The following is a 19,674-nucleotide window of genomic DNA, read 5'->3' as shown; positions in this document are numbered from 1 at the left end:
AAAGTATGGCCTGGCTGACATTGAAATCTCGGTTAGTTCTTCCTTTTATGCTGAAGTGTAGTATTTAACCCTCTGAAATGTTACAAATTTGGCCGAAACCATCTTTTAAATGAAGGGGCTTTTGTGCGGCTAACAGTAATGTTAGAGGGGAAAAGCTCATTTTTATGAAGAAGCACCAGAATTTTTCCGTTTTCTATCCGCTTAAAGCCAGATATCATATTGCGGTGTAATATGTATTTTCTGTTCAATCTGAAAAAAGTATCTCCTGGGAGTCTGTTTTCAACTTTTTCCAAGGAATCATCCAAATAAAACTTTTTCCCATTGGCATCCTGAGCAACAGTATAGTCAGTATCAATGAAAAAACCAGCTAGGTTGTCAAAATCCAGTTTCATGTCTTTTTTGCCAACTTTCACTATGAAACCACCTGCTTTTAATTTTTCTTCCCTTGCTATCTTTTGCTCTGTTTTTTTCCATTGATTATAATAGTAGAGCCCAAGGTAAATGGCGTTTATGAAAAAGAACCAAATTCCAATAATAATAAGGTCAATAGTGTAGAAATCCAGTGGCGCTCCTTCTCCTTTGGCTATAAAGCTGGTCAGTTCGGTTAAAAAACTGATAATAAACAATCCAAGAACTGTAGTGGCGGGTAATTGTATACCCAAACGCTTAATTATGCCTTTACTGTAGGGAAGTTTTATATCTAGGTATAAGATTAGCTTTCTTGTAAAGAACCAGGCAATATATCCAGTTACAGTATCAATAGTAAAGGTCAATATTAAGAATCCATTGAACTTGATATTTGCATAGGTAAGGTGATAATTGATGGCACTTATAAAAGGAATTAAAATAAGGAATATGGAAATATCCGGATAGTACGCAGACTGGTTTTCGTTACTTTTCTCCATCAATTGATTCTCTTTGAAAGAACAAGATTAATTAAGTTGGAACTGCTATATTTTTAATTGCTCTATAAAAATATTGAGATTCACCTGCATATGGAAATAATTTTCCAAATCCGTACAGTTGTATTTACCGTCTATAAATATGAGGGAGCTTTTCATAAAATTGAAAAGCTTTTCAGGAAATTATACCCTAATTCCGAATCTTGCTATTTCCACCAAACCTCATAGGTTTGGAGGGAATCACTAGGTTTAATGACCTCTCCTATTTTTGGTGTGGCAATGGGAATTCCTAACTCAGCTCCTTTTTTAACAACCCGTTCTATAGGGTCTCTCCAACTATGCAATGCCAATTTAAATCCGCTCCAGTGAATGGGCATTACTACCTTGGCATTTACATCCTTTCCAGCCTGTGCAGTTTCCTCAGGGAACATATGAATATCTGGCCACATGGCATTGTATTGCCCACATTCCATCATGGCAAAATCAAAAGGGCCATATTTTTCTCCAATTGTTTTAAAATGACTTCCATATCCACTGTCACCACTAAAAAAGATGCTTTCTTTTGAAGATACAATGACCCAAGAACTCCATAGCGTACTCTGTTCATTTCCAAACTTCCTTCCTGAAAAGTGTTGTGCCGGTGTGCATGCGAATAGCAATCCATCAAGTTTTGCCTCCTGCCACCAATCCAGTTCAACAATACGTTCTTTTTTGATTCCCCACTTCTCCAGATGGACTCCTACGCCAAGCGGCGTATAAAACATAGCTACCTTATCCTTTAGTTTTCCGATGGACTCGTAATCAAGATGATCATAATGGTCATGTGAAATTAGCACCGCTTCAATACGGGGTAATTTTTCTATTTCCAATGGTATTTCCTTATTAAAACGATCTCCTCCCAGTAAAGGGTGCGGCGCCGCAACTTTTCCAAACATGGGGTCAATCAAGATGTTTTTAGACTCAATTTGTAATAGAAAAGCAGAATGTCCGTACCAAATGAGGCGGGTATTGTTCTTAAAACTCGCAACATCTGAAGAATCCAGTTTTATAACCTTTAAATCCTGTTTTGGTCTACCTTCAGGAACTTTTGTGGTAAAAAATTTGTAGGCAAGTTTTACAGTTTCCCCAAAACTTAAATCCTTTGGAACATCCTTAATATTAACGAACTTTCCATCCCTGTAATTAGGAGATTTTGCATATTGCTTTTGTAATTCTTTGGATACATTACCACCAAAACTTGGATAGAAGTTTACAAAGAGTAGATACGCGATTACTAAGGCCGCTATTAGGAATACTATGGTCACCAACACTTTTTTTAGGTATTTTTTTACAGTTCTCAATTCAATACTGTTATTCATTAAGCGTAAAAGGAATGCGCTTCAATGCTATCTGCCCATTGCTAATGACCAACAAAACATCTTGAAGGGCAACGATGTCTTCTAATGGATTATTGGGAAGTAAGATCATATCCGCCTCCTTGCCAGATTCCAAGGTTCCAATTTGATTACTAAGACCGAGCAGTTCTGCCCCATTTTTTGTGGCCGCTTGCAACGCCTGAAAGTTGGTCATTCCCAATCTCACGAAGTGTTCGGCTTCCAACGACACCCTTGTTGTGCTTTCGGCGCTATAGTCATTATCTGCGCCTGTTGCCATTTTTACGCCTAGTGCCAGTGCTTCTTTGATTGTTCTTTCAGCTTCAACCATCATAAACTTACCGCGTAACTCTAATGTAGGATTACTGTACTCCCCACCTGGAACTTTTAAATCTTCAATGGTTATAAAAGTAGGGACTAAAAAGGTGCCTTTCGTTTTCATAAGCCCAAGAGTTGCCCTACTTAGAAAAGTACCGTGTTCTATGCTTACAACACCGGCTTCAACAGCTGCTCTTCCTCCTTCATCACCATGTGCATGCACCATAACTTTTAGATTATGTTTAGCTGCTTCATCTACAACAATACGGAGTTGCTCTTTGGTGTATGTTTGTTGTCTTGGATCAGTTTCTGGGAGTCCTGCCCGTTCCGTCCCCCTGGTTTTAATAACATCCACGCCACGTGCTGCATTAATCCTTACCAATTGGCGCAGGGCCTCTTCAGAATAAACTCCTTCACTAAGATTGCTTAATCTTGTGTCAGCCAATATCGTCTCTCCTAAATTAGGGGTGACATATACACCTGCGCTGACAAAGTCGGGCCCTGGTATAACTCCCTTTTTAGCCAGATTACCAAGGGTCACATCTTGATAGAATTTAGTACTGGCAGATCGCACAGTGGTAACTCCCGAATTCAGTGCTCGTTCTGCAGCTTTAAAATCACTTATGTGGGTATGCGCATCGATCATCCCTGGCATAAGGTAGTAGCCTAAACCATCAATTACTTGATACCCATCGGGGTCCTGACTTAATTGATTTCCAATCCATTCAATAGTTTTTCCTTTTATTTTGACAGCAGATGTAGATGAAATAGTATTACTATTGCCGTCAAAGATATTTACGTTTTTAAGGTAAATGTTCTGGGCATTTACGCCTATTGCTATGATAAAGAAAGTTAAGATGGTGATGGTCCTCATGTTGCCTTATATTGTACGGTTATGTTAGGATTGATAAGAGTTATATGGTCGATAAATCCAGATTTATCCCTTGGTGATATAATGATACTCTTGTGCTTACTATAGATTATTTCTAACCTATCCAAAGAAACTGCCGGGGCACTTATGAGGCTTCTTGTCTCTGACATCATTATTATTGATTGAATATCAATTTTTTTAATCAACACCAAGCCCAATTTAATATATAACCATTCTTCATCTATGGCATAAAAGAGGTTGAAAAAGAGTATCAGTATAAAAGTCACAATGCATAAGTTAACCCCAATCGCGAACCATCTTTGTGAAGAAATCAACGGAAAAATGGTGCCAATTGGTACTGCCAATACAAAGAGTAAAAGGCCATAACTTATTTTTGATGGATACTTTTTCATATTTACTGTGGCCAATACAACTCTGGTAAGCCTTCTTTTTTTAACAGCGCATTATACGCATTTACATCTTTGACCTTAAGACTTTGCAGCTCCGTTTTTAGCGTACCCCATTGTTTTAGATAGTCCTTGGTCACCTCTCGTACTCCTGGAGTCATGGGTAGGTTTCCTTTTCCAATTCTGTTCAGGAAATCTTTAAACTTTATTAAGAGTCGTGCCTCGAACATATAGTTGCTTTGGTAGGTTCTCATTTCTTTTTGGAGAATCTTGGCAATCCAATCATCTATGGCACCATTTAGTGCAGTCCCCTGTGTTTTTATCTTTTCATTGGTAGATTCTTTCATGATAAAATCTAACTGCTGTTTAATTTTTCGAAGGTCACGTACTCCTTTTGCCATTTCAGTGGCGCCCTTATAAATGAGTTTTGAAATCCCATCTCTTTCAACATAGGCAGCCGCAGCATTATCAATACTGTTGGCGATGCGAGGGTCAATTTTGATTTCAAAATCTTGGGTTTGACTGTACTCCCCCACTTTAAATCGAACTTTATAATTTCCCGGAGGCGCATTATATGCAGTTAGATCACGATTGGTAGTGTACAATTCTTTTAGGCAATCAAACTTTCCAATTTTCATATTCCATTGGAAACGATGGGCGCCTATGCTTCTTTTTAATTGAGGTTTTACCAAGGTATCACACCCAACCCTTGGGCGGTTCGCAAACTCTGCATGAATCACTTCTCCACTACTGTCCATAATTTCCATGGACATGGGTATCTTTTCTGGCACTTCTTTATTTAAGGTATAGTGAATCTGTACTCCAGCCGGTGGGTTTTTACCATACCCACCATCAATACTGTAGGCTACAGAAAGTTCTGTATGCATATCCCTTGGTTTATAAAGGAAATAGTCCGTTTTGGCTACTTCTTCACTAATTTGATGCAGTGGGGTAAGGTCATCCAAAATCCAAAGTGCTCTCCCCTGTGTTGCTACTACTAAATCTTTACGCTTCACTCTTAAATCAGTAATCGGAACTTCAGGTAGATTGTTCTGCAAGGGCAGCCATAGTTTCCCATCGTTAAAAGAAACAAAGACTCCGGTTTCCGTACCTGCGTAAAGCAATCCTTTTCGGTCCGGGTCCTCTCTTACACTCCTTGCAAAAGTATCACCAGGTATTCCGTTCACAATTTTCTGCCAAGAAGCTCCATAATCATTTGTTTTATAGATATGGGGTGTAAAATCATTCCATTTATATCCTGCCACCGCAATATATGCAGTTGCTGCATCATGAGGAGAAGGTTCCACCACGTTGATGATGCTTTCTTTTAGGCCAGCAGGAGTAACATTTTTCCATGTGCTGCCCCCATCTTGGGTCAAGTACACCAAACCATCATCCGACCCCACCCAAATAACACCTTCCTTAACTGGTGACTCTTCTATGTTGAAAAGGTTGTTGTAACTCTCTGCTGTGATTTGTTCATTACTGATGGGCTTTCCACCTTTTCCTTGATGTGCTTTGTCATTGCGTGTAAGGTCTTCACTGATCACATCCCAAGTTACTCCCCTATCCGAGGACTTCATCATGTATTGGGAGCCGTAATAAATCACGTTTGGATTATGGGGTGAAACAATTACTGGACCATTCCAGTTGGCCCGATATTTAAGATTTTTGGGTTGTTCACCCGTAACTCTTTCAGGATACGGACGAACCATTCTTGTATTGTCAATATCACGGTCCCATTCCACAAAATTGCTTGCAAAGTAGGTGGAATAGACATATCTAGGATTATCTGGATCAAGTGCCACAGTGGATGATTCACCTGCTCGCATCACATCCCAGTGCATTTCTCCAATACCATCGTCAACCACTCTGCTATCAATCGCTATGGTGCTATTGTCTTGCTGCCCCGAATATACCCGATATGGATATTGATTGTCTGTTATTGCTCTATAGAACTGCCCAGTAGGCTGATTCATCAAAGTAGACCAGGTTTTACCTCCGTTATAGGTTACAGAACCACCACCATCATTGGCGTTGATCATGATATCGCTATTATTGGGATTGATCCATAGATCATGATGATCTACATGACTACCCATAATGCCAGTAAAGGTTTTTCCCCCATCGATAGATTTCATGGCAAAACTATTCATCACCCATACTTCGTCTTCATCATTGGGATCAGCGATAATATGCATATAATACCATGATCTTGCATAGGTGGTGGCATCATTTGTAGTTTGTTTAAAGCTCTCTCCACCATCTTCTGAGCGATATACTCCTGCTTTATCTCCCAGGGCATCAATGGCGATGTATACGATGTTTGGGTTGGCTGGAGAAATGGCAACACCCATCTTTCCTTTTAATTCTGGTACCCCTTTTGTTATTTCTTTCCAAGTTTTACCAGCATCGGTAGTTTTATAAATACGACTACCTGGACCTCCACTCTGCACTACCCATGGTTTTCGATGAAAATCCCACGAAGCAACCATCATAATATTTGGATTGGAAGCATCCACTGTCATGTCCACAATCCCAGAATCTTGGTTAACATATAGAATCTTTTCCCAACTAACTCCCCCATCTTCGGATAAGTATACCCCGCGTTCCTCATTGGGTCCCCAAGGATTTCCTTGAGCTGCCACGTATACTTTATCTGGATTATTTGGATGTACGTAAACATCGCTTATATGTCTGGTGGCTGCCAATCCCATATGCTTCCATGTTTTTCCGGCATCAGTGGACTTATACAATCCATCTCCATGAGAGGTTTTAACTCCACGAACAGGAGACTCTCCCGTTCCTACATAGATAATATTGGAGTCTGAGGGCGCAATGGTGATATCGCCAATTCCCGTGGTATTAAAAAAGCCGTCAGAGATATTGTTCCATGTATTTCCGCCATCAGTGGTTTTCCATACACCTCCGCCTGTTGCTCCCATATAATAGGTGAAGATATCATCTGGTAATCCAGCTACGGTAGTCGACCTTCCTCCCCTAAAGGGCCCTATGTTCCGATACTCCATGGATTGATACAAACGTTCACTGATATTTGTTGTATTCGACTTCCTTTGGCCAAAGGACAAATAAGAAACTGAAAAGCACGCTATAAGTATATAAATACTGTTTTTCATTTAATGGTTCTTTATCCACTAAATGTAGTGATTTATATGCTTTTCTTTCTTTATTGAAAATGGAGTTTTTATACTTATTTGACGACTCCAATACGGTCTTGAGGATATAGTTTGTATCTTCAATATTGGTAATTCATCAATCCATGAAACGGTTCTTTATTTTTTTAAGCTGTGTTTTGTTTTTCTCTAGCATGCATGGGCAAATATTTTTGGAGCAACCTCTAACTAACAGCCAAAAGGATAAGCTTTCTATTGACGGCAGAAGTTACCCAGTTGGAGTGAATGGTGAGGATGCGAGAAGACTAATAGTAAGTCGGAATATCTCTAAAAGACTACAAGTTCAGTTGGAAGAATTCTATGAAAAATTTGGCACAAGAGAACGTATTAGCACCTCTTTTTTACTCAAATGGCAGGTAAAAAAGAGATTACATCTTTTCGCGGGCACACAAGGCGTTTATGATATTAATCAACTATCTGGTGAACAAGAACTTATGCAGGTAAACTTAAGTGCTGGTTTAGGGTATGAGGTGAATTCCGATCTATTGTTGGAACTAGGGTTCCAAGGCAAAGTGAACAAATCTGGAGGGGATCTCTCTGGTAAAGTAATTAACCCTAACGTTTTTTCCCTACGGGCCAGCTTTTAATTAAATTTCAGTAGTCAAATACAGGCGTCATTTCATTGAGGGTGAAATCTTCTACGGCTCCATCAGTAGCGTTCATATAAGCTACCAAATGTGCATTGCCCATATGTTTTTGCCATAAATCATGCTCCATTAATTAGAAACATAGCACAAAATACTCTTATGATAAAATTCCTTTTCATATTAATACTCCCCTTAATTTAACAGATGACTACTTTATTTGAATTCCTTTGGTGTCTGAAAATTTCCCTGTCACCAACCAACCCCCAAAGTCTTCGGAAACTGCCAATAGCAGTGTATTTTTCCCCTTCTTTAGGTTCAGATAAACAGCATCAAAGAGTCCTATTGTACCCAAATAGCGGTAGTCTCTTGATCTGTATTTATTGTTTCCTTTATAAATGGGTTGTCCGTTTAAGATGACTACTACCCTATCACTATAACCAAAGTCAAATAGCTTAGTTTGATCTTTACTAGAGTCAATATTGATCTTTGCAAAAACGGTATTCCTAGGTTCCTGATCACGCAGCTTTACCTGTCGGGATATGTTTGCAGCTACACCTTCCTCAACTGAAATGCGTTTGCCCCATGATCTATTATCAATAACGGTTTTAAGTGACCCATAATCTTGTAAAAGCTGCTCTTCAAACTTATCTGATACTTCCCAATGCTGAATCAATCCATCTATTGGCTTTCTCTTACCTGGATTAAAGTTTTTTAATTCAACGGCATCATTATCAATGGAAATATTGGCAATATGTAAAGCTTGATTATTGCCTCCCGTAATGCTAATTCCCCCTTCTTTTGGTGTATGAAACAACTCCCAAGAGAGGTTAGGCTCCTCTTGATAATCCAGAAAAACTTGTGCTCTGTTATCATTAACAACAACTTTAACATGGGTCCAATCATCATATTTGTATTCATATGGGAAAGAATATTTAGGTCCAAAATAGAGTTGCCATGGAGATATGCCATTCACCACTGGCGCCGCTTGATTAGCATCTGGGTTTCCTGATTGATGTGGTCGCACATAGAAATGCTCCGCGTTATCCCCATCTACTCTAAAATATACCCCGGGAAAACCTTGGACTTTCTTTAAATAGATATCATATTCAATGGTACCATTTAAGAAAACTTCATTCTTCAACCGTATGGAACCTCCTTTTAGGTAAATAGCTTCTTTCCCTTTATAGGTTTCCAAAAGATACGATTGCGCATTAACCTCCAAATGTGTCGTATCTAAAGGAATATGGCGTTGTGCATTTCCTAAGGTAACGAACAGTGTTATTGCGATAATAGGAATAGATTTAAACATGGCGTTCTTTTTTTGATTACCCAAAATTGGACAATATCCAGATGCATCTAAAAACAAATTGGTTCAAGTTGGTTCATTCTGGTTCATCCATCATTTTTTTATGACCTTTGTATGTATAGACTAAAACCATGTATCCAGAATACGAATTGGTACAAACCTGTTTACAGGAAATTGAGAGGAAATTGAGCTGGGGACCTTCAAATACTTGGCACAATGACGTGTTTGTCGAGTTAAGTGAACATATTCAACAACATACACAAGTATTGCTAAGCCCCACAACGCTAAAAAGGGTTTGGGGAAAAGTGGATTATAAAAGCACTCCCAGCATTACTACACTAAACACCCTGGCACAATATACAGGTTACCAAAACTGGAGAGATTTTAAAAACAAATCGTCTACCAAGAAACCATCGAGGTTTTACCAAAAGATCACCTCAAACTTGGGAGTGATTATGCTTGGTGCATCCCTAATGACCATTGTGTTTATTTCTTTTTATTCTTTAAAGAGTTCGGACAGCAGGAATGAAACACTGGACCTTTCCAAAATAAGTTTTAGCAGTAGGCCCGTGACCAGTGGCCTTCCTAATTCTGTCGTTTTTAATGTAGACTTGGATGGCATTTCGTCAGACAGCATTTATATTCAACAATATTGGGATCCAAACAAAACCATTAAGCTTTCCAAAGGCCAAAAACAAGCTACGGGGCAATACTATTTGCCAGGCTATTTTAGGGCAAAGCTTTTGGTTGATGGAAAGATAATCAAGCGCCACGATTTGTACATTAAATCAGATGGCTGGTTGGGTACTGTGGATTATGAACCCATACCAAAATATGTTCAAACCAAAGAGATTACAGCACGTCCTTTAGCCTTTTCCGCGGAAATATTGGAAGAAATTAAATCAAATGAAAAACCTATTTCCTCCACATTCCATCTTGTAGACGATTTTGAATCCATTTCTGGGGACAATTTTGTTCTTAATACTACTTTAAAGAACAGTTACAATGAAAAATGGGCGGTATGCCAACATGTTGCAATTTTTGTATTGGGCACAAAAAGCTCTTTGATTATTCCATTCTCCATTCCTGGGTGTACTTCTGAAATTGGAGTCATGATGAGTGATGTATATTTAAATGGTAAGAAGCATGATCTTTCAGGCTTGGGAGTGGATATGTCTGTTCACAGAAATTTTAGAATCGCTGTTAAGGATAAAAAGCTAAGCGTGTCTTTGGAAGGAACAGAATTATTCAGAGGTTCGTATACTGAATCCATTGGTGAAATAGCAGGACTTCGCTATCGTTTTTTAGGTGCTGGTGAAATCTCTAGTATTATACTTACAGACTCATTGGAACAACATGTGGTTATTGAAGACCATTTTTATTGAAAAACACATTGATAGTGTTAATTAAAAAAAGGGAAGCTTAAGCTTCCCCTTTTTCATATCATCTCAACTGACCTAACAGCATTCGCTACGCGTGATAGTAACGCTCATTGATTATTTTGCCATTCTCCCATTTTGTCCTCACCACTTGCTCAAATTTATGCGCTGTGCCATCATTTGTTTCAAATTCCATTACAGCCTCATAAAAAGTAGTATCTCCGTCAACAGCGGGACCACTTAAAACTTTGTATCCATGAAAAGCTGTTACTGTATCTAAAAGTTTCTTTTCTTCCAACAAACAAAACTCCTTACCCACCTTTGGTGCGTTATTCCCTTCAAACAATTGTACATTGTCATCAAGATATTCCTCCATTGCTTCAATAAACTTGCCTTCTGCCAATAGCGCAACAACTTCGTTGGCGTTTTTCAATAATTCCTGTTCTTGTGCTTCTTTTGTAGTATCCATGCTTCTAGTTTTAGATTATTAATTTTCGTTGGTACAAAAATGCGTCTAACCCTATTGTGATGGAATACCAATTTTTCCCGATGGCATGTACAGATTGCCTTTATGTCGTTTATCACCGCTATTTCACTACCACATGTAAATACAGCTGTTTTATAATTCATCCCAATTGGTAATTTTGATTGGTTTTGCCAAAGAATCCAATTCAAAAATCTTCAAATGCTAAGTCATAAAAAACCTATCCTTAAAATAAGAATAGCTTTTTAATAATCTTATTCCTCATTTTATAATATGTTTTTGCATATTCTTTTGAAGCCGAGCGTAATCCTGAGTTACAAAATATGGCAACGGTCATATCCTGGTGTGGAAAATAGTACAGATCTGTTGTTATGCCAATACCCCTTCCAGAATGCCCCATTAAAAACTTATATGGGAAAGCTTTATCTGCCATTAATCCCAACCCATAATCAGGTTTTTTCTCATCATTCCATGTCATCATTTCTTTTAAGATTTCATCCCCTAGAATTTCTCCTTTCATCAATCTTTCCAGAAAATTAGCTGCTTCTTCAATTGAAGCATAAACACCGTCGTCCCCGCTATACCAATTTGTGGTCTCTATAGTTTGTGCCGATAAGTTTTCTGTAATGCTATTTAAATCAATATCGCCATAATGGTCAACCAATCTTTTAGGTGGTGTTTGCTTATAATATGTATCTTTTAGATTGTATTTTTCAATGATATCTTCTCTAATAAATTTTTCATGCCCTTTTTGAACAACCGTATCCATAATCATGGATAAAAGCAAGTAATTTGTGCTACTATACTTATATTCTCCCAAGGGTTTGGTATGCCCAGTAATCCCGTAAGCATATTTACGCAATGCATCCATATGGGATAAGGTATCCAGCTTTAGGTTTCCGGATAGATACAGTTCATTGAGTTCTGGATTTCTGTTATAATTGTATAATCCCGAAGTATGGCCTAACAAATGCCTAACAGTAACATTTTTGGCAGTGGCAAATCCATCTATAATCTCTTGGGGCAAGTAGTTTTGTATTTTGTCATCCAAACCTATTTTACCTTCTTCTACAAGCTTTAATGTAGACACAGCAACATACATTTTACCAATACTGGCCAATCCAAATATGTCATTCTCCTTTAGCCTTTCCTTATTCTCTAAATCGGAATACCCTGAGGTACCAATCCATTTTCCAAGTTTTGGGCTTTTAATGTACACAGAAACTCCAGCCAGATTGTTACCGGTGGCATCATCTACATACTTTTGAATCTTGCCTAGCTTTCCTTTTTGAGTTTGAGCAACTGCAGGCGAAATTGTTGCAACCATAATTAATGCGCATGCACTCAATATTAGTCTAAATAATTTCATGTCTTTTCGTTTTTTTGATAACACAAAGAAATTATCGTAATGTTTTGTCAAAAAGGAAAATGACCTCTAAATACTTAAAGTGCTATTAGAATTAATTTGAACTGCTATTGCGCCACCTGCGAAAGGATGCCGCTTTAAGCCTACTTATGGTAATTGAAGTATTATCATTGTCTATATCCTTTAATTTTAAATCAATTTTTCCATAGGTAGATGGTGAGATGGACAAAATCGTTTCTTGTCGGATGATTGTGTTTCTAGTAGCTAGAAAAAATAAATGTCTTGGAAGCAATTCCATTAAACTGAGAAGGGACCCATTAAAAACTGCTTTGGTACCATCATAATATACCCACACAACTCCTAAATCACTTTTTACAAAGTTGATGTCTTTCGCACTTATTTGTAAAATACTGTTGGCTTTTTGTAGTGCTATTTGGTTTGAACTTTTATAGAACTCTGATTTTAACTCATTTAATTTTTTGGTGGAATCGGTTAAACTGTGTTCAGCATTCATCCAATTTTTATAAAAATGAGCCGACCATTTAAAAAAAGTAAATAGTAGGGCAACAACAAAAATGCATAGGTTAATAATGAGTAATTCCTTTAATGAATAAAACCCATCCCCTATCACCCAGGTATACATATTGCCGATGATATTAATGACAACAAGCAATGACAGGGTTAAATACACCAATTGATACAGAAAACGCTTCCCTAAGTTTTTTGTCCAGCTAAGTTTTCGCTCTAATCTGAAATCAATAATTCTATTAATTTCGGTAAGCATGGCGGCAAAAACAATGGCAATTAAAAATTCTTCTAGAATAAAATCTGGACTAGCTGGATTAAAAATAAAATTGATGACAATATTGGCAATGGAACCTAATAAAATAGGCTCTATTATTCGCCAATAGCCCATACTTTTGGAAGAAATCATATTAAATTATAACGCTATCGATATCCAAAAAATCCAATTGGGATCATAGTTTTTCGGTTAATATGGCTATCATCGTTTTTATACCATCTCTATAATTCCCTAATCTAAGATTTTCATTAGGGCTATGTTGGTTATTGTCCATGTTGACGGTAGGCACTATTACAGCCGGAATACCTAAGGTATTTACAAATGGTGAAATGGGAATAGAGCCACCGCCCATTCTTATTTTAATGATATCATCCTCAAAAGCTTTTTCCAACGCATTTTCTAACCAAATGCCTACATCAGAATTCATTTCTGTTCGGAAAGATTGATAAGATAGTTCATGTGTGAAGGTTGCAATTCTTTTGTTTGATAATCGTTCCTCTTTAGTCGGTTCCCTATCTAAGACCAAATACCCTTGGTTTTCAACATGTGAGCTAATCAATTTTATAAGGCGATGTGGGTCAGATTCCAATACCAATCTAACATCTATCTCTGCTCTAGCCCAACTAGGTACAATAGTTCTCGCTTTTTCATTGATCCAACCAGATTGCATGCCTCTAATGTTTAATGAAGGATATTGAATCGCTTCTTGATAATTACTTCCTACCTTATCTATATCGGCAATCTGAAGTTTATTCCTTATAAAATCCTCATCATCTGGAACCCCTCTCAGGATTTTTTTGGTGTCTTCATCCAATGTTATGCCATCATAATATCCAGGTATGGTTACTCGTCCCTCATCATCTTTCATAGAGGCTAATAGTTTGGAGAGTCCAAATGCAGGATTAGGAGCGTAATTCCCATAATGACCACTATGCTGAGGAACAATTGGCCCATAGGTAGTCAATGTAATGGTGGCTATTCCCCGGGCTCCAAAAACCAAGGTCGGCTTATTGGTAATATGTAATGGGCCATCAAAAATGACCATCATATCCGATTTTAGAAGCTCCCTATTGTCTATGACGGCTTGGGGAAGACGAGGCGAGCCCAACTCCTCTTCAAAATCCATAATAACCTTTATATTATAATTTGGCTCGAAGTTTTTTTCTGAAATTGCATCCAACGCAGCTAAGAACATAGCAACAGGGCCTTTGGCATCAGAAGCTGATCTTGCGAAGATCCGCCAGTCATCCTGATAATTATTAAGGTCATAATTCTCTAAAGTCTTCCAGTTGCCCGAGGCTTCCTTTTCCTTGAAAACAGGAATGTAAGGGCTTTTTTGGAACCATCTTGTAGTATCTACCGGTTGTCCGTCTATCTGAAGGTAAACTAACACGGTTTTCTTGCCTTTCTTTCCTTTTCTTTCGGCCAGCAACAAAGGAGCAACAGCAGTAGGTATTCGTGTGGTTTTAAAATTTCTATTTCCAAAAGCTTTTTCACACCATTGTATATTTGCTTCAAGACTCTCTGGAAAAATAGCATCATTTGGGATACTTAAAATATCTATAAGTTCTGTAAATGATTGTTTGGTATATTTTTCGGCTAACTCTTCAAGCTTTTCTTGATCATAACGCTGTCCAAAAATTGTTATTGGTATTAGCAGAATCAAAAGGTGTCGTAAAAATGATTTCATGGTGGTCGTTTGTATTGGTTAAAGATAAATCTAAATGGACAATATTGCCAGTCCCTTTGTTCAATAAACATTGGAATAACAGCTGGAAGATATTTGATTTTTTGTTTTGGCGGTTCAAAGGTCAAAACAAATAAAAGCAGTAATTTAACAACTTCGTTTTAACGACCTCACCAAATGCTATTTATCGATTTTTACAATAAGATATTAAAGGCTTCATTCACTTATAGTGATTTACCCTTTCCCATGAAAAAGGTTACTGTTCTAAAGGGAACCAGTATCACAACATACGGGCAGGTAGAAGATTCTCTTTACTTTATGAACAAAGGTATTGTTGAGATGACGATTAAAAGTTATATGACCGAAAAGATAATCGACTTTTTTTTTGAAAACGATTTTTTCTGTGGCTATACCTCCTTTTTAGATCAACTTCCGACAGATGTGCAAATAACGACCCTTATGGACTCAGAAATGGAAATTATCGAACGTAAGGATTTAATGTCCGCTTATGAATTTTCTTTGGAAGCAAACAAGTTTGGAAGAATTGCAACTGAGCATGGTTATATTAGAAAATCCAATAGGGAAAAAGATCTATTAACCAAAACAGCGGAAGAAAGATACGCAGAAATGTTTCGAACACGTTCTAGATATATTTCCAATATTCCAGTAAATAAAATTGCTAAATATCTAGGCATACACCCCGAAAGCCTCAGTAGAATCAGGAACAAAATGAATTCTTAATAACAACCCTTAATCTTCCGTAGTTTTTCTTACAAAAAGTAACTGAAAATAATTTTTCAAGTGTTTTAAGTGGTCTGCGGTAAGATCTCTGCCCTTCAAGGCCTTTGATACTACAAAAGCACCTTCAAAGATAACAACAGTATGATCGGCCAGCGATTGGATGTCAATTTCAATTTTGGTATCATAGTCTTGTAGAACATCTCTAATCAATTGTTCCATGGTTTTTCTCCATGTTAATATAGTTTCCGATATGTGCCGTAACGTTTCCTCATCGAACTGACTGGGTTCATAGGTATAAGTAGCATACAAACAACTATAAGGCTCTGATAAACCGGACATCATATCAACAAACTCCTGGATGAATTGTAAAAGGCGTTCCAAAGCATCTCCCTCTAAGTATTTTGTCTTTTTTAGAGCCTCGTTCATGTGCAAGATATCTTCCTTGGCATACTCTTCTATAAGAGCTTTTGCCAATGCACTCTTTGTTTTAAAGTGATAAAAGAATGCCCCTTTGGTAATTCCGGTTCTCTGTAATATTTGATCTATACTGGTCCCCGAAAATCCGTTTTCGAATAGCAAGGCTTTGGATTCGGCCAATATTTTATCATATGTAGGTTTTCCATCTCTTCCCATTTGTTAAAGATAAAAAAATTAAACAGACTAGTTGGTATGTATTGAAATAATTTTATATTTGCACCAACTAGTCTGTTATAAAATATTAACAAGAATTATCAATTATGCAAAATTTTATTTCTCAATTACCAACTCCCATGGACATCTTATTTGATCCAATCTCTCTTATAGTGTACGTCATGTTTGGCGGGTTAATGCTTTGGGAATCTCTTTTTCCGGCCCGAAGATTACCTAAAATGAAATTCTGGAAACTTAAGGGCATAACCTTTTTTATTGCTTATGTGCTTCTGACTACCTACATTCCTCTTATATGGGATGACTTTTTTGCTTCCTACCAATTAATGGACCTAAGCTCTTTGAGTTTATGGGTACAGATCATTCTAGGCGTATTTTTATTCGAACTTGTGCAATATGGCTGGCATATAAGCATGCACAAATCCAATTTTCTATTTAGGACATCTCATCAAATGCACCACAGTTCGGAAAGGATAGATGTTCCCAGTGCCTTTATTTTTAGTGCAAATGATATGATAGGACTGTCTTTGGTCGGGTCGGTTAGTTTTGCCCTCATCATGGGATTGACTCCTCAGGCTATCACCATTATTGTATTATTTCTTACTTTTTTAGGCATTTTTCAGCATGCCAATATTAATACCCCTAGATGGCTCGGATACATCATCCAACGTCCGGAGAGCCATACCATACACCATGCAAAGGGAATACATAGGTACAATTATACCGACTTGCCCATAATAGATATGATATTCGGCACCTTTAAAAACCCAAAAAACTATGAACATGAAACAGGTTTCTATCATGGAGCATCCAATAGAATATTGGAAATGTTGAGTTTCAAGGATGTGACTACAAAGAAAAATAATGAAAAAAATTAGTGTAACCCAGAGTTTCTGTTAAAACGAGGGGTATTTATTTGCACGAGATATTTCAACGTACAAAAATGAATTCCTAACATAGGTCAAGACCATTTTTTTGCTTGGGCTTTTCTCCCCGTATAGTTTTGCGGTCTAAAGTTTTAAACTAAAGATTATGGAAAGTTTCATTTCTCAATTATGTAATACAACTGGGACTCTATGGACTCCTTTATCATTAATCGGCAATATCATGTTTAAATAATTGTTCCCCATAGAAAATTCATATTATCAAATAAAAAAATAAAGTTATGAGAAAAATAAGCCTTATAGTCACAGCAACAGTACTTGTTCCTATAATGTACTTTTCGGCAACCAAAATAATCAGGAATAACTCTGATGTTCCATCAAAACTAGTATATAATTTTGTCAAGTGTACTCCAGCTAAATTTTTGTTGACAGCGTTAGATACCACAAAACAAATTTCTCCATTATTTGAAAATTTAGGGAACCTTCATTTTTCTATAAGTACGGAAAAGGAAAGGGCACAGGCATTTTTTGACCAAGGTCTAAAACTATCCTACGCCTTTAACCATGCCGAAGGACACCGTTCGTTTATGGAAGCTGCACGTTTAGACCCCAATGCCGCAATGACCTATTGGGGGCAAGCTTTCGCATTGGGGCCAAACATCAACGACCCCCTACCCGATGATGAACGCAAGAACAAGATAAATGAAGCTATGACGAAGGCCAAGCATTTGGCATCAAATGCTACTCCAAAGGAAAAGGCTTTGATAAAAGCATTGTCTGCAAGATACAGTGAAGATTTGACCAAAGATGTCGCCGAACTGAATATGGCCTATATGGAGGAAATGGCCAAAGTGGTTAAAAAATTCCCTGAAGACGCCAATATTCAAATTTTATATGCGGCATCTGTTATGAATACGGTGCCATGGAATTATTGGGACAAAGATGGGAATCCATCCCTAAATATTGCAGAAGCTAAAGCCGCTCTTGAAAAGGCAATGAAACTTAAACCTGAAAACCCGGGAGGGCATCACTATTACATTCATATGGTGGAACTGCCTTATCCAGATTTGGGAGTTCCCAGTGCCGATAAACTGGCCTCTTTAATGCCTGGAGCTGGCCATATTGTGCACATGCCATCACATATTTACATTCGGGTTGGTCGTTATTTAGATGCAGTAAAGGTGAATCAAGCAGCTATCTTAGCAGACGAGGATTATATTTCCCAATGTTTTGCCCAAGGGTTGTACCCTTTAGCCTATTACCCACATAATATCCATTTTTTATGGTCTTCGGCAAGTTTGTTAGGTGCTAGTGAGATTGCCCTTGATGCCGCTAAAAAAACAGCTGAAAAGGTACCCGTAGGAGAACTTGTTGAAATGCCTTTTCTACAAGATTTTGCTTCGACTCCCCTATTGGCCTATACAAGGTTTGGTAAATGGAACGAAATTTTGTCGATTCCTGCTCCAAGTTCCAATATAAAGCATCTTAACCTTATCAGGCATTATGCACGAGGTTTGGCTTTTATCAGGAAAGGGAATCCGAAAGAAGCCCAAGAAGAATTGGAGGCCATTGCCCTACTCAAAAATGATCCGGAATTGGAAACATTGGTGGCAACTGCTAACAACGCTTCCATCCATTCGGCCAACATTGCATACGAAGTGGTAGCAGGTGAATTGGCCGCGATGAAGGGTGATTTACCAAAAGCCATTGAACACCTTAGCAGTGCTGTGGTCTTTGAAGATGGTTTAACCTATACCGAACCTGCAGCCTGGCATATTCCCACCCGTCAAAATTTAGGAGCTGTTTTAATGCAAGCCAAAAGATATGGTGAAGCTGAAAAAATATACAAAGAAGATTTAGCGGTATTAAGACAAAACGGTTGGTCGCTAATAGGGCTATATAACGCCTATATGGCCCAAGGAAAAGTTGTTGAGGCCAAGAAAATAAAAAAAGAATTTGATAGCGCTTGGGAGCATGCCGATATAAAAATAACAAGTTCAGTTTTATAGCAATGGCCAAAATGAAATTTAAGATGACCAAACAATTCATGTTGCCCCTACTTTTTTTTGCCATAGTCTTAACGGCTCTGTTTATAATATTTCAACCAATTGAGGAAAAGCTAATGGTATATAACCCTACCGATGTGCATCCAGAATTAGTTGACAAAAGCCTACAGGGCATAAGTAAAAATCATACAGTAGCAGATTTTGAATTAATAAATCAAAACGGCAAAACGATTACCCAAGATGTTTATAAAAACAAAGTTTATGTGGCAGATTTCTTTTTTACTAGCTGTCCAAGCATCTGCCCCGTCATGACCAATAATATGGCTAAAATTCAAGAGGAATTTTTAAATGACGATAACGTAATGCTTCTCTCTTTATCTGTGACACCCAACGTTGATAATATTCCAATACTACGTGAATATGCAAATAACAAGGGTGTGATAGATTCTAAATGGAATGTTACCACTGGTAATAAAAAACATATATATGAGCTAGCGCGCAAAAGTTATTTTGCTGCTACTGATGAAGGTGATGGAGGGTTACAAGATTTTATCCACACATCAAATTTCATACTGGTGGACAAACAAAAACAAATCAGAGGCATTTATAATGGTATCGATGATAAAGAAATACTCCGTTTAATCAATGATATCAAGATTTTGACCAACTGATTTAAAAGCAGCTTCTTACTGGTAAAAACATAGTGCCAAATCCTTTAT

The 19,674-nt window shown here is 37.7% G+C and carries 18 protein-coding genes; 6 read left to right on the top strand and 12 right to left on the bottom strand.

Features of this window, described 5'->3' with window-relative positions; translation table 11 throughout:
- Positions 1–80: 80 nt before the first annotated feature.
- The 5 genes from FVB32_RS14110 to FVB32_RS14090 all read right to left on the bottom strand — a co-directional run bounded on the left by FVB32_RS14110 (position 81) and on the right by FVB32_RS14090 (position 7,008).
- On the bottom strand, positions 81–905 hold the full coding sequence (locus FVB32_RS14110; protein WP_147744453.1) for a LytR/AlgR family response regulator transcription factor: 825 nt from the start codon (positions 903–905) through the stop codon (positions 81–83).
- A gap of 203 nt (positions 906–1,108) precedes the next feature.
- Positions 1,109–2,242 carry an MBL fold metallo-hydrolase gene (locus FVB32_RS14105; protein ID WP_246139891.1) on the bottom strand — a complete coding sequence of 378 codons (1,134 nt, stop codon included), beginning with the start codon at positions 2,240–2,242 and terminating at the stop codon, positions 1,109–1,111.
- A 10-nt stretch (positions 2,243–2,252) separates the two neighbouring features.
- Positions 2,253–3,467 (bottom strand): amidohydrolase family protein, encoded by a 1,215-nt coding sequence (locus FVB32_RS14100; protein WP_147744450.1) that lies wholly within the window; start codon positions 3,465–3,467, stop codon positions 2,253–2,255.
- Positions 3,464–3,877, bottom strand: a complete 414-nt coding sequence (locus FVB32_RS14095) for a PH domain-containing protein (RefSeq protein WP_147744448.1) — start codon at positions 3,875–3,877, stop codon at positions 3,464–3,466. Before FVB32_RS14095 ends, FVB32_RS14100 begins: the two co-directional genes overlap by 4 nt.
- Before the next feature lie 2 nt (positions 3,878–3,879).
- Positions 3,880–7,008 (bottom strand): WD40/YVTN/BNR-like repeat-containing protein, encoded by a 3,129-nt coding sequence (locus FVB32_RS14090; RefSeq protein WP_147744446.1) that lies wholly within the window; start codon positions 7,006–7,008, stop codon positions 3,880–3,882.
- A 143-nt stretch (positions 7,009–7,151) separates the two neighbouring features.
- On the opposite strand from FVB32_RS14090, the gene FVB32_RS14085 reads away from it, so the two are divergent.
- A complete protein-coding gene (locus tag FVB32_RS14085) occupies positions 7,152–7,652 on the top strand; it encodes a hypothetical protein (protein ID WP_147744444.1) in 501 nt (166 codons plus the stop codon).
- A gap of 7 nt (positions 7,653–7,659) precedes the next feature.
- Here the strand turns inward: FVB32_RS14085 and FVB32_RS17965 are convergent, their stop codons facing one another.
- Together FVB32_RS17965 and FVB32_RS14075 are read right to left on the bottom strand one after the other, a co-directional pair.
- Positions 7,660–7,782 (bottom strand): hypothetical protein, encoded by a 123-nt coding sequence (locus FVB32_RS17965; protein WP_262712976.1) that lies wholly within the window; start codon positions 7,780–7,782, stop codon positions 7,660–7,662.
- A 78-nt stretch (positions 7,783–7,860) separates the two neighbouring features.
- Positions 7,861–8,961, bottom strand: a complete 1,101-nt coding sequence (locus FVB32_RS14075; RefSeq protein ID WP_147744443.1) for a LamG domain-containing protein — start codon at positions 8,959–8,961, stop codon at positions 7,861–7,863.
- 128 nt (positions 8,962–9,089) lie between these two features.
- Here FVB32_RS14075 and FVB32_RS14070 point away from each other — a divergent pair, with 128 nt between their 5' ends.
- Positions 9,090–10,343, top strand: a complete 1,254-nt coding sequence (locus FVB32_RS14070; RefSeq protein WP_147744441.1) for a hypothetical protein — start codon at positions 9,090–9,092, stop codon at positions 10,341–10,343.
- 85 nt (positions 10,344–10,428) lie between these two features.
- Here the strand turns inward: FVB32_RS14070 and FVB32_RS14065 are convergent, their stop codons facing one another.
- From FVB32_RS14065 to FVB32_RS14050, 4 genes are all read right to left on the bottom strand, one after another.
- Complete coding sequence (locus FVB32_RS14065; RefSeq protein ID WP_147744439.1) at positions 10,429–10,806, bottom strand: SnoaL-like domain-containing protein; 378 nt, start codon at positions 10,804–10,806, stop codon at positions 10,429–10,431.
- A 241-nt stretch (positions 10,807–11,047) separates the two neighbouring features.
- Positions 11,048–12,190, bottom strand: coding sequence for a serine hydrolase domain-containing protein (locus FVB32_RS14060; protein ID WP_147744437.1), 1,143 nt, complete (start codon positions 12,188–12,190; stop codon positions 11,048–11,050).
- Between the two features lie 91 nt (positions 12,191–12,281).
- Entirely contained in the window at positions 12,282–13,121 is an 840-nt protein-coding gene (locus tag FVB32_RS14055; RefSeq protein WP_147744435.1) for a LytTR family DNA-binding domain-containing protein, read from the bottom strand.
- A gap of 43 nt (positions 13,122–13,164) precedes the next feature.
- Positions 13,165–14,679, bottom strand: a complete 1,515-nt coding sequence (locus tag FVB32_RS14050) for a M20/M25/M40 family metallo-hydrolase (protein ID WP_147744433.1) — start codon at positions 14,677–14,679, stop codon at positions 13,165–13,167.
- A gap of 243 nt (positions 14,680–14,922) precedes the next feature.
- Between FVB32_RS14050 and FVB32_RS14045 the strand changes: the two genes are divergently transcribed.
- Positions 14,923–15,417 carry a Crp/Fnr family transcriptional regulator gene (locus FVB32_RS14045; protein WP_187269583.1) on the top strand — a complete coding sequence of 165 codons (495 nt, stop codon included), beginning with the start codon at positions 14,923–14,925 and terminating at the stop codon, positions 15,415–15,417.
- A gap of 9 nt (positions 15,418–15,426) precedes the next feature.
- Here the strand turns inward: FVB32_RS14045 and FVB32_RS14040 are convergent, their stop codons facing one another.
- Complete coding sequence (locus FVB32_RS14040; protein WP_147744429.1) at positions 15,427–16,050, bottom strand: TetR/AcrR family transcriptional regulator; 624 nt, start codon at positions 16,048–16,050, stop codon at positions 15,427–15,429.
- Between the two features lie 104 nt (positions 16,051–16,154).
- On the opposite strand from FVB32_RS14040, the gene FVB32_RS14035 reads away from it, so the two are divergent.
- The 3 genes from FVB32_RS14035 to FVB32_RS14025 all read left to right on the top strand — a co-directional run bounded on the left by FVB32_RS14035 (position 16,155) and on the right by FVB32_RS14025 (position 19,626).
- Positions 16,155–16,943 carry a sterol desaturase family protein gene (locus FVB32_RS14035; RefSeq protein WP_222707964.1) on the top strand — a complete coding sequence of 263 codons (789 nt, stop codon included), beginning with the start codon at positions 16,155–16,157 and terminating at the stop codon, positions 16,941–16,943.
- Positions 16,944–17,230: 287 nt separating this feature from the next.
- A complete protein-coding gene (locus FVB32_RS14030; RefSeq protein ID WP_147744428.1) occupies positions 17,231–18,958 on the top strand; it encodes a tetratricopeptide repeat protein in 1,728 nt (575 codons plus the stop codon).
- Between the two features lie 23 nt (positions 18,959–18,981).
- Positions 18,982–19,626, top strand: a complete 645-nt coding sequence (locus FVB32_RS14025) for an SCO family protein (RefSeq protein ID WP_147744426.1) — start codon at positions 18,982–18,984, stop codon at positions 19,624–19,626.
- The last annotated feature ends 48 nt before the right edge of the window (positions 19,627–19,674 follow it).

The organism is Flagellimonas hymeniacidonis (assembly GCF_008040165.1).
In the GTDB taxonomy this organism is placed as follows: Bacteria; Bacteroidota; Bacteroidia; order Flavobacteriales; family Flavobacteriaceae; genus Flagellimonas; species Flagellimonas hymeniacidonis.
This window is presented reverse-complemented; position numbering and strand designations above follow the sequence as displayed.

Bases quoted from the DNA above. Each gene is read 5' to 3' on its own strand.
- FVB32_RS14045 (WP_187269583.1), top strand. From the start codon at position 14,923: ATGAAAAAGGTTACTGTTCTAAAGGGAACCAGTATCACAACATACGGG.
- FVB32_RS14095 (WP_147744448.1), bottom strand. From the start codon at position 3,877: ATGAAAAAGTATCCATCAAAAATAAGTTATGGCCTTTTACTCTTTGTA.
- FVB32_RS14065 (WP_147744439.1), bottom strand. From the start codon at position 10,806: ATGGATACTACAAAAGAAGCACAAGAACAGGAATTATTGAAAAACGCC.
- FVB32_RS14085 (WP_147744444.1), top strand. From the start codon at position 7,152: ATGAAACGGTTCTTTATTTTTTTAAGCTGTGTTTTGTTTTTCTCTAGC.
- FVB32_RS14040 (WP_147744429.1), bottom strand. From the start codon at position 16,050: ATGGGAAGAGATGGAAAACCTACATATGATAAAATATTGGCCGAATCC.
- FVB32_RS14070 (WP_147744441.1), top strand. From the start codon at position 9,090: ATGTATCCAGAATACGAATTGGTACAAACCTGTTTACAGGAAATTGAG.
- FVB32_RS14030 (WP_147744428.1), top strand. From the start codon at position 17,231: ATGAGAAAAATAAGCCTTATAGTCACAGCAACAGTACTTGTTCCTATA.
- FVB32_RS14035 (WP_222707964.1), top strand. From the start codon at position 16,155: ATGCAAAATTTTATTTCTCAATTACCAACTCCCATGGACATCTTATTT.
- FVB32_RS14090 (WP_147744446.1), bottom strand. From the start codon at position 7,008: ATGAAAAACAGTATTTATATACTTATAGCGTGCTTTTCAGTTTCTTAT.
- FVB32_RS14055 (WP_147744435.1), bottom strand. From the start codon at position 13,121: ATGATTTCTTCCAAAAGTATGGGCTATTGGCGAATAATAGAGCCTATT.
- FVB32_RS14100 (WP_147744450.1), bottom strand. From the start codon at position 3,467: ATGAGGACCATCACCATCTTAACTTTCTTTATCATAGCAATAGGCGTA.
- FVB32_RS14075 (WP_147744443.1), bottom strand. From the start codon at position 8,961: ATGTTTAAATCTATTCCTATTATCGCAATAACACTGTTCGTTACCTTA.
- FVB32_RS14110 (WP_147744453.1), bottom strand. From the start codon at position 905: ATGGAGAAAAGTAACGAAAACCAGTCTGCGTACTATCCGGATATTTCC.
- FVB32_RS14025 (WP_147744426.1), top strand. From the start codon at position 18,982: ATGACCAAACAATTCATGTTGCCCCTACTTTTTTTTGCCATAGTCTTA.
- FVB32_RS17965 (WP_262712976.1), bottom strand. From the start codon at position 7,782: ATGGAGCATGATTTATGGCAAAAACATATGGGCAATGCACATTTGGTA.
- FVB32_RS14060 (WP_147744437.1), bottom strand. From the start codon at position 12,190: ATGAAATTATTTAGACTAATATTGAGTGCATGCGCATTAATTATGGTT.
- FVB32_RS14050 (WP_147744433.1), bottom strand. From the start codon at position 14,679: ATGAAATCATTTTTACGACACCTTTTGATTCTGCTAATACCAATAACA.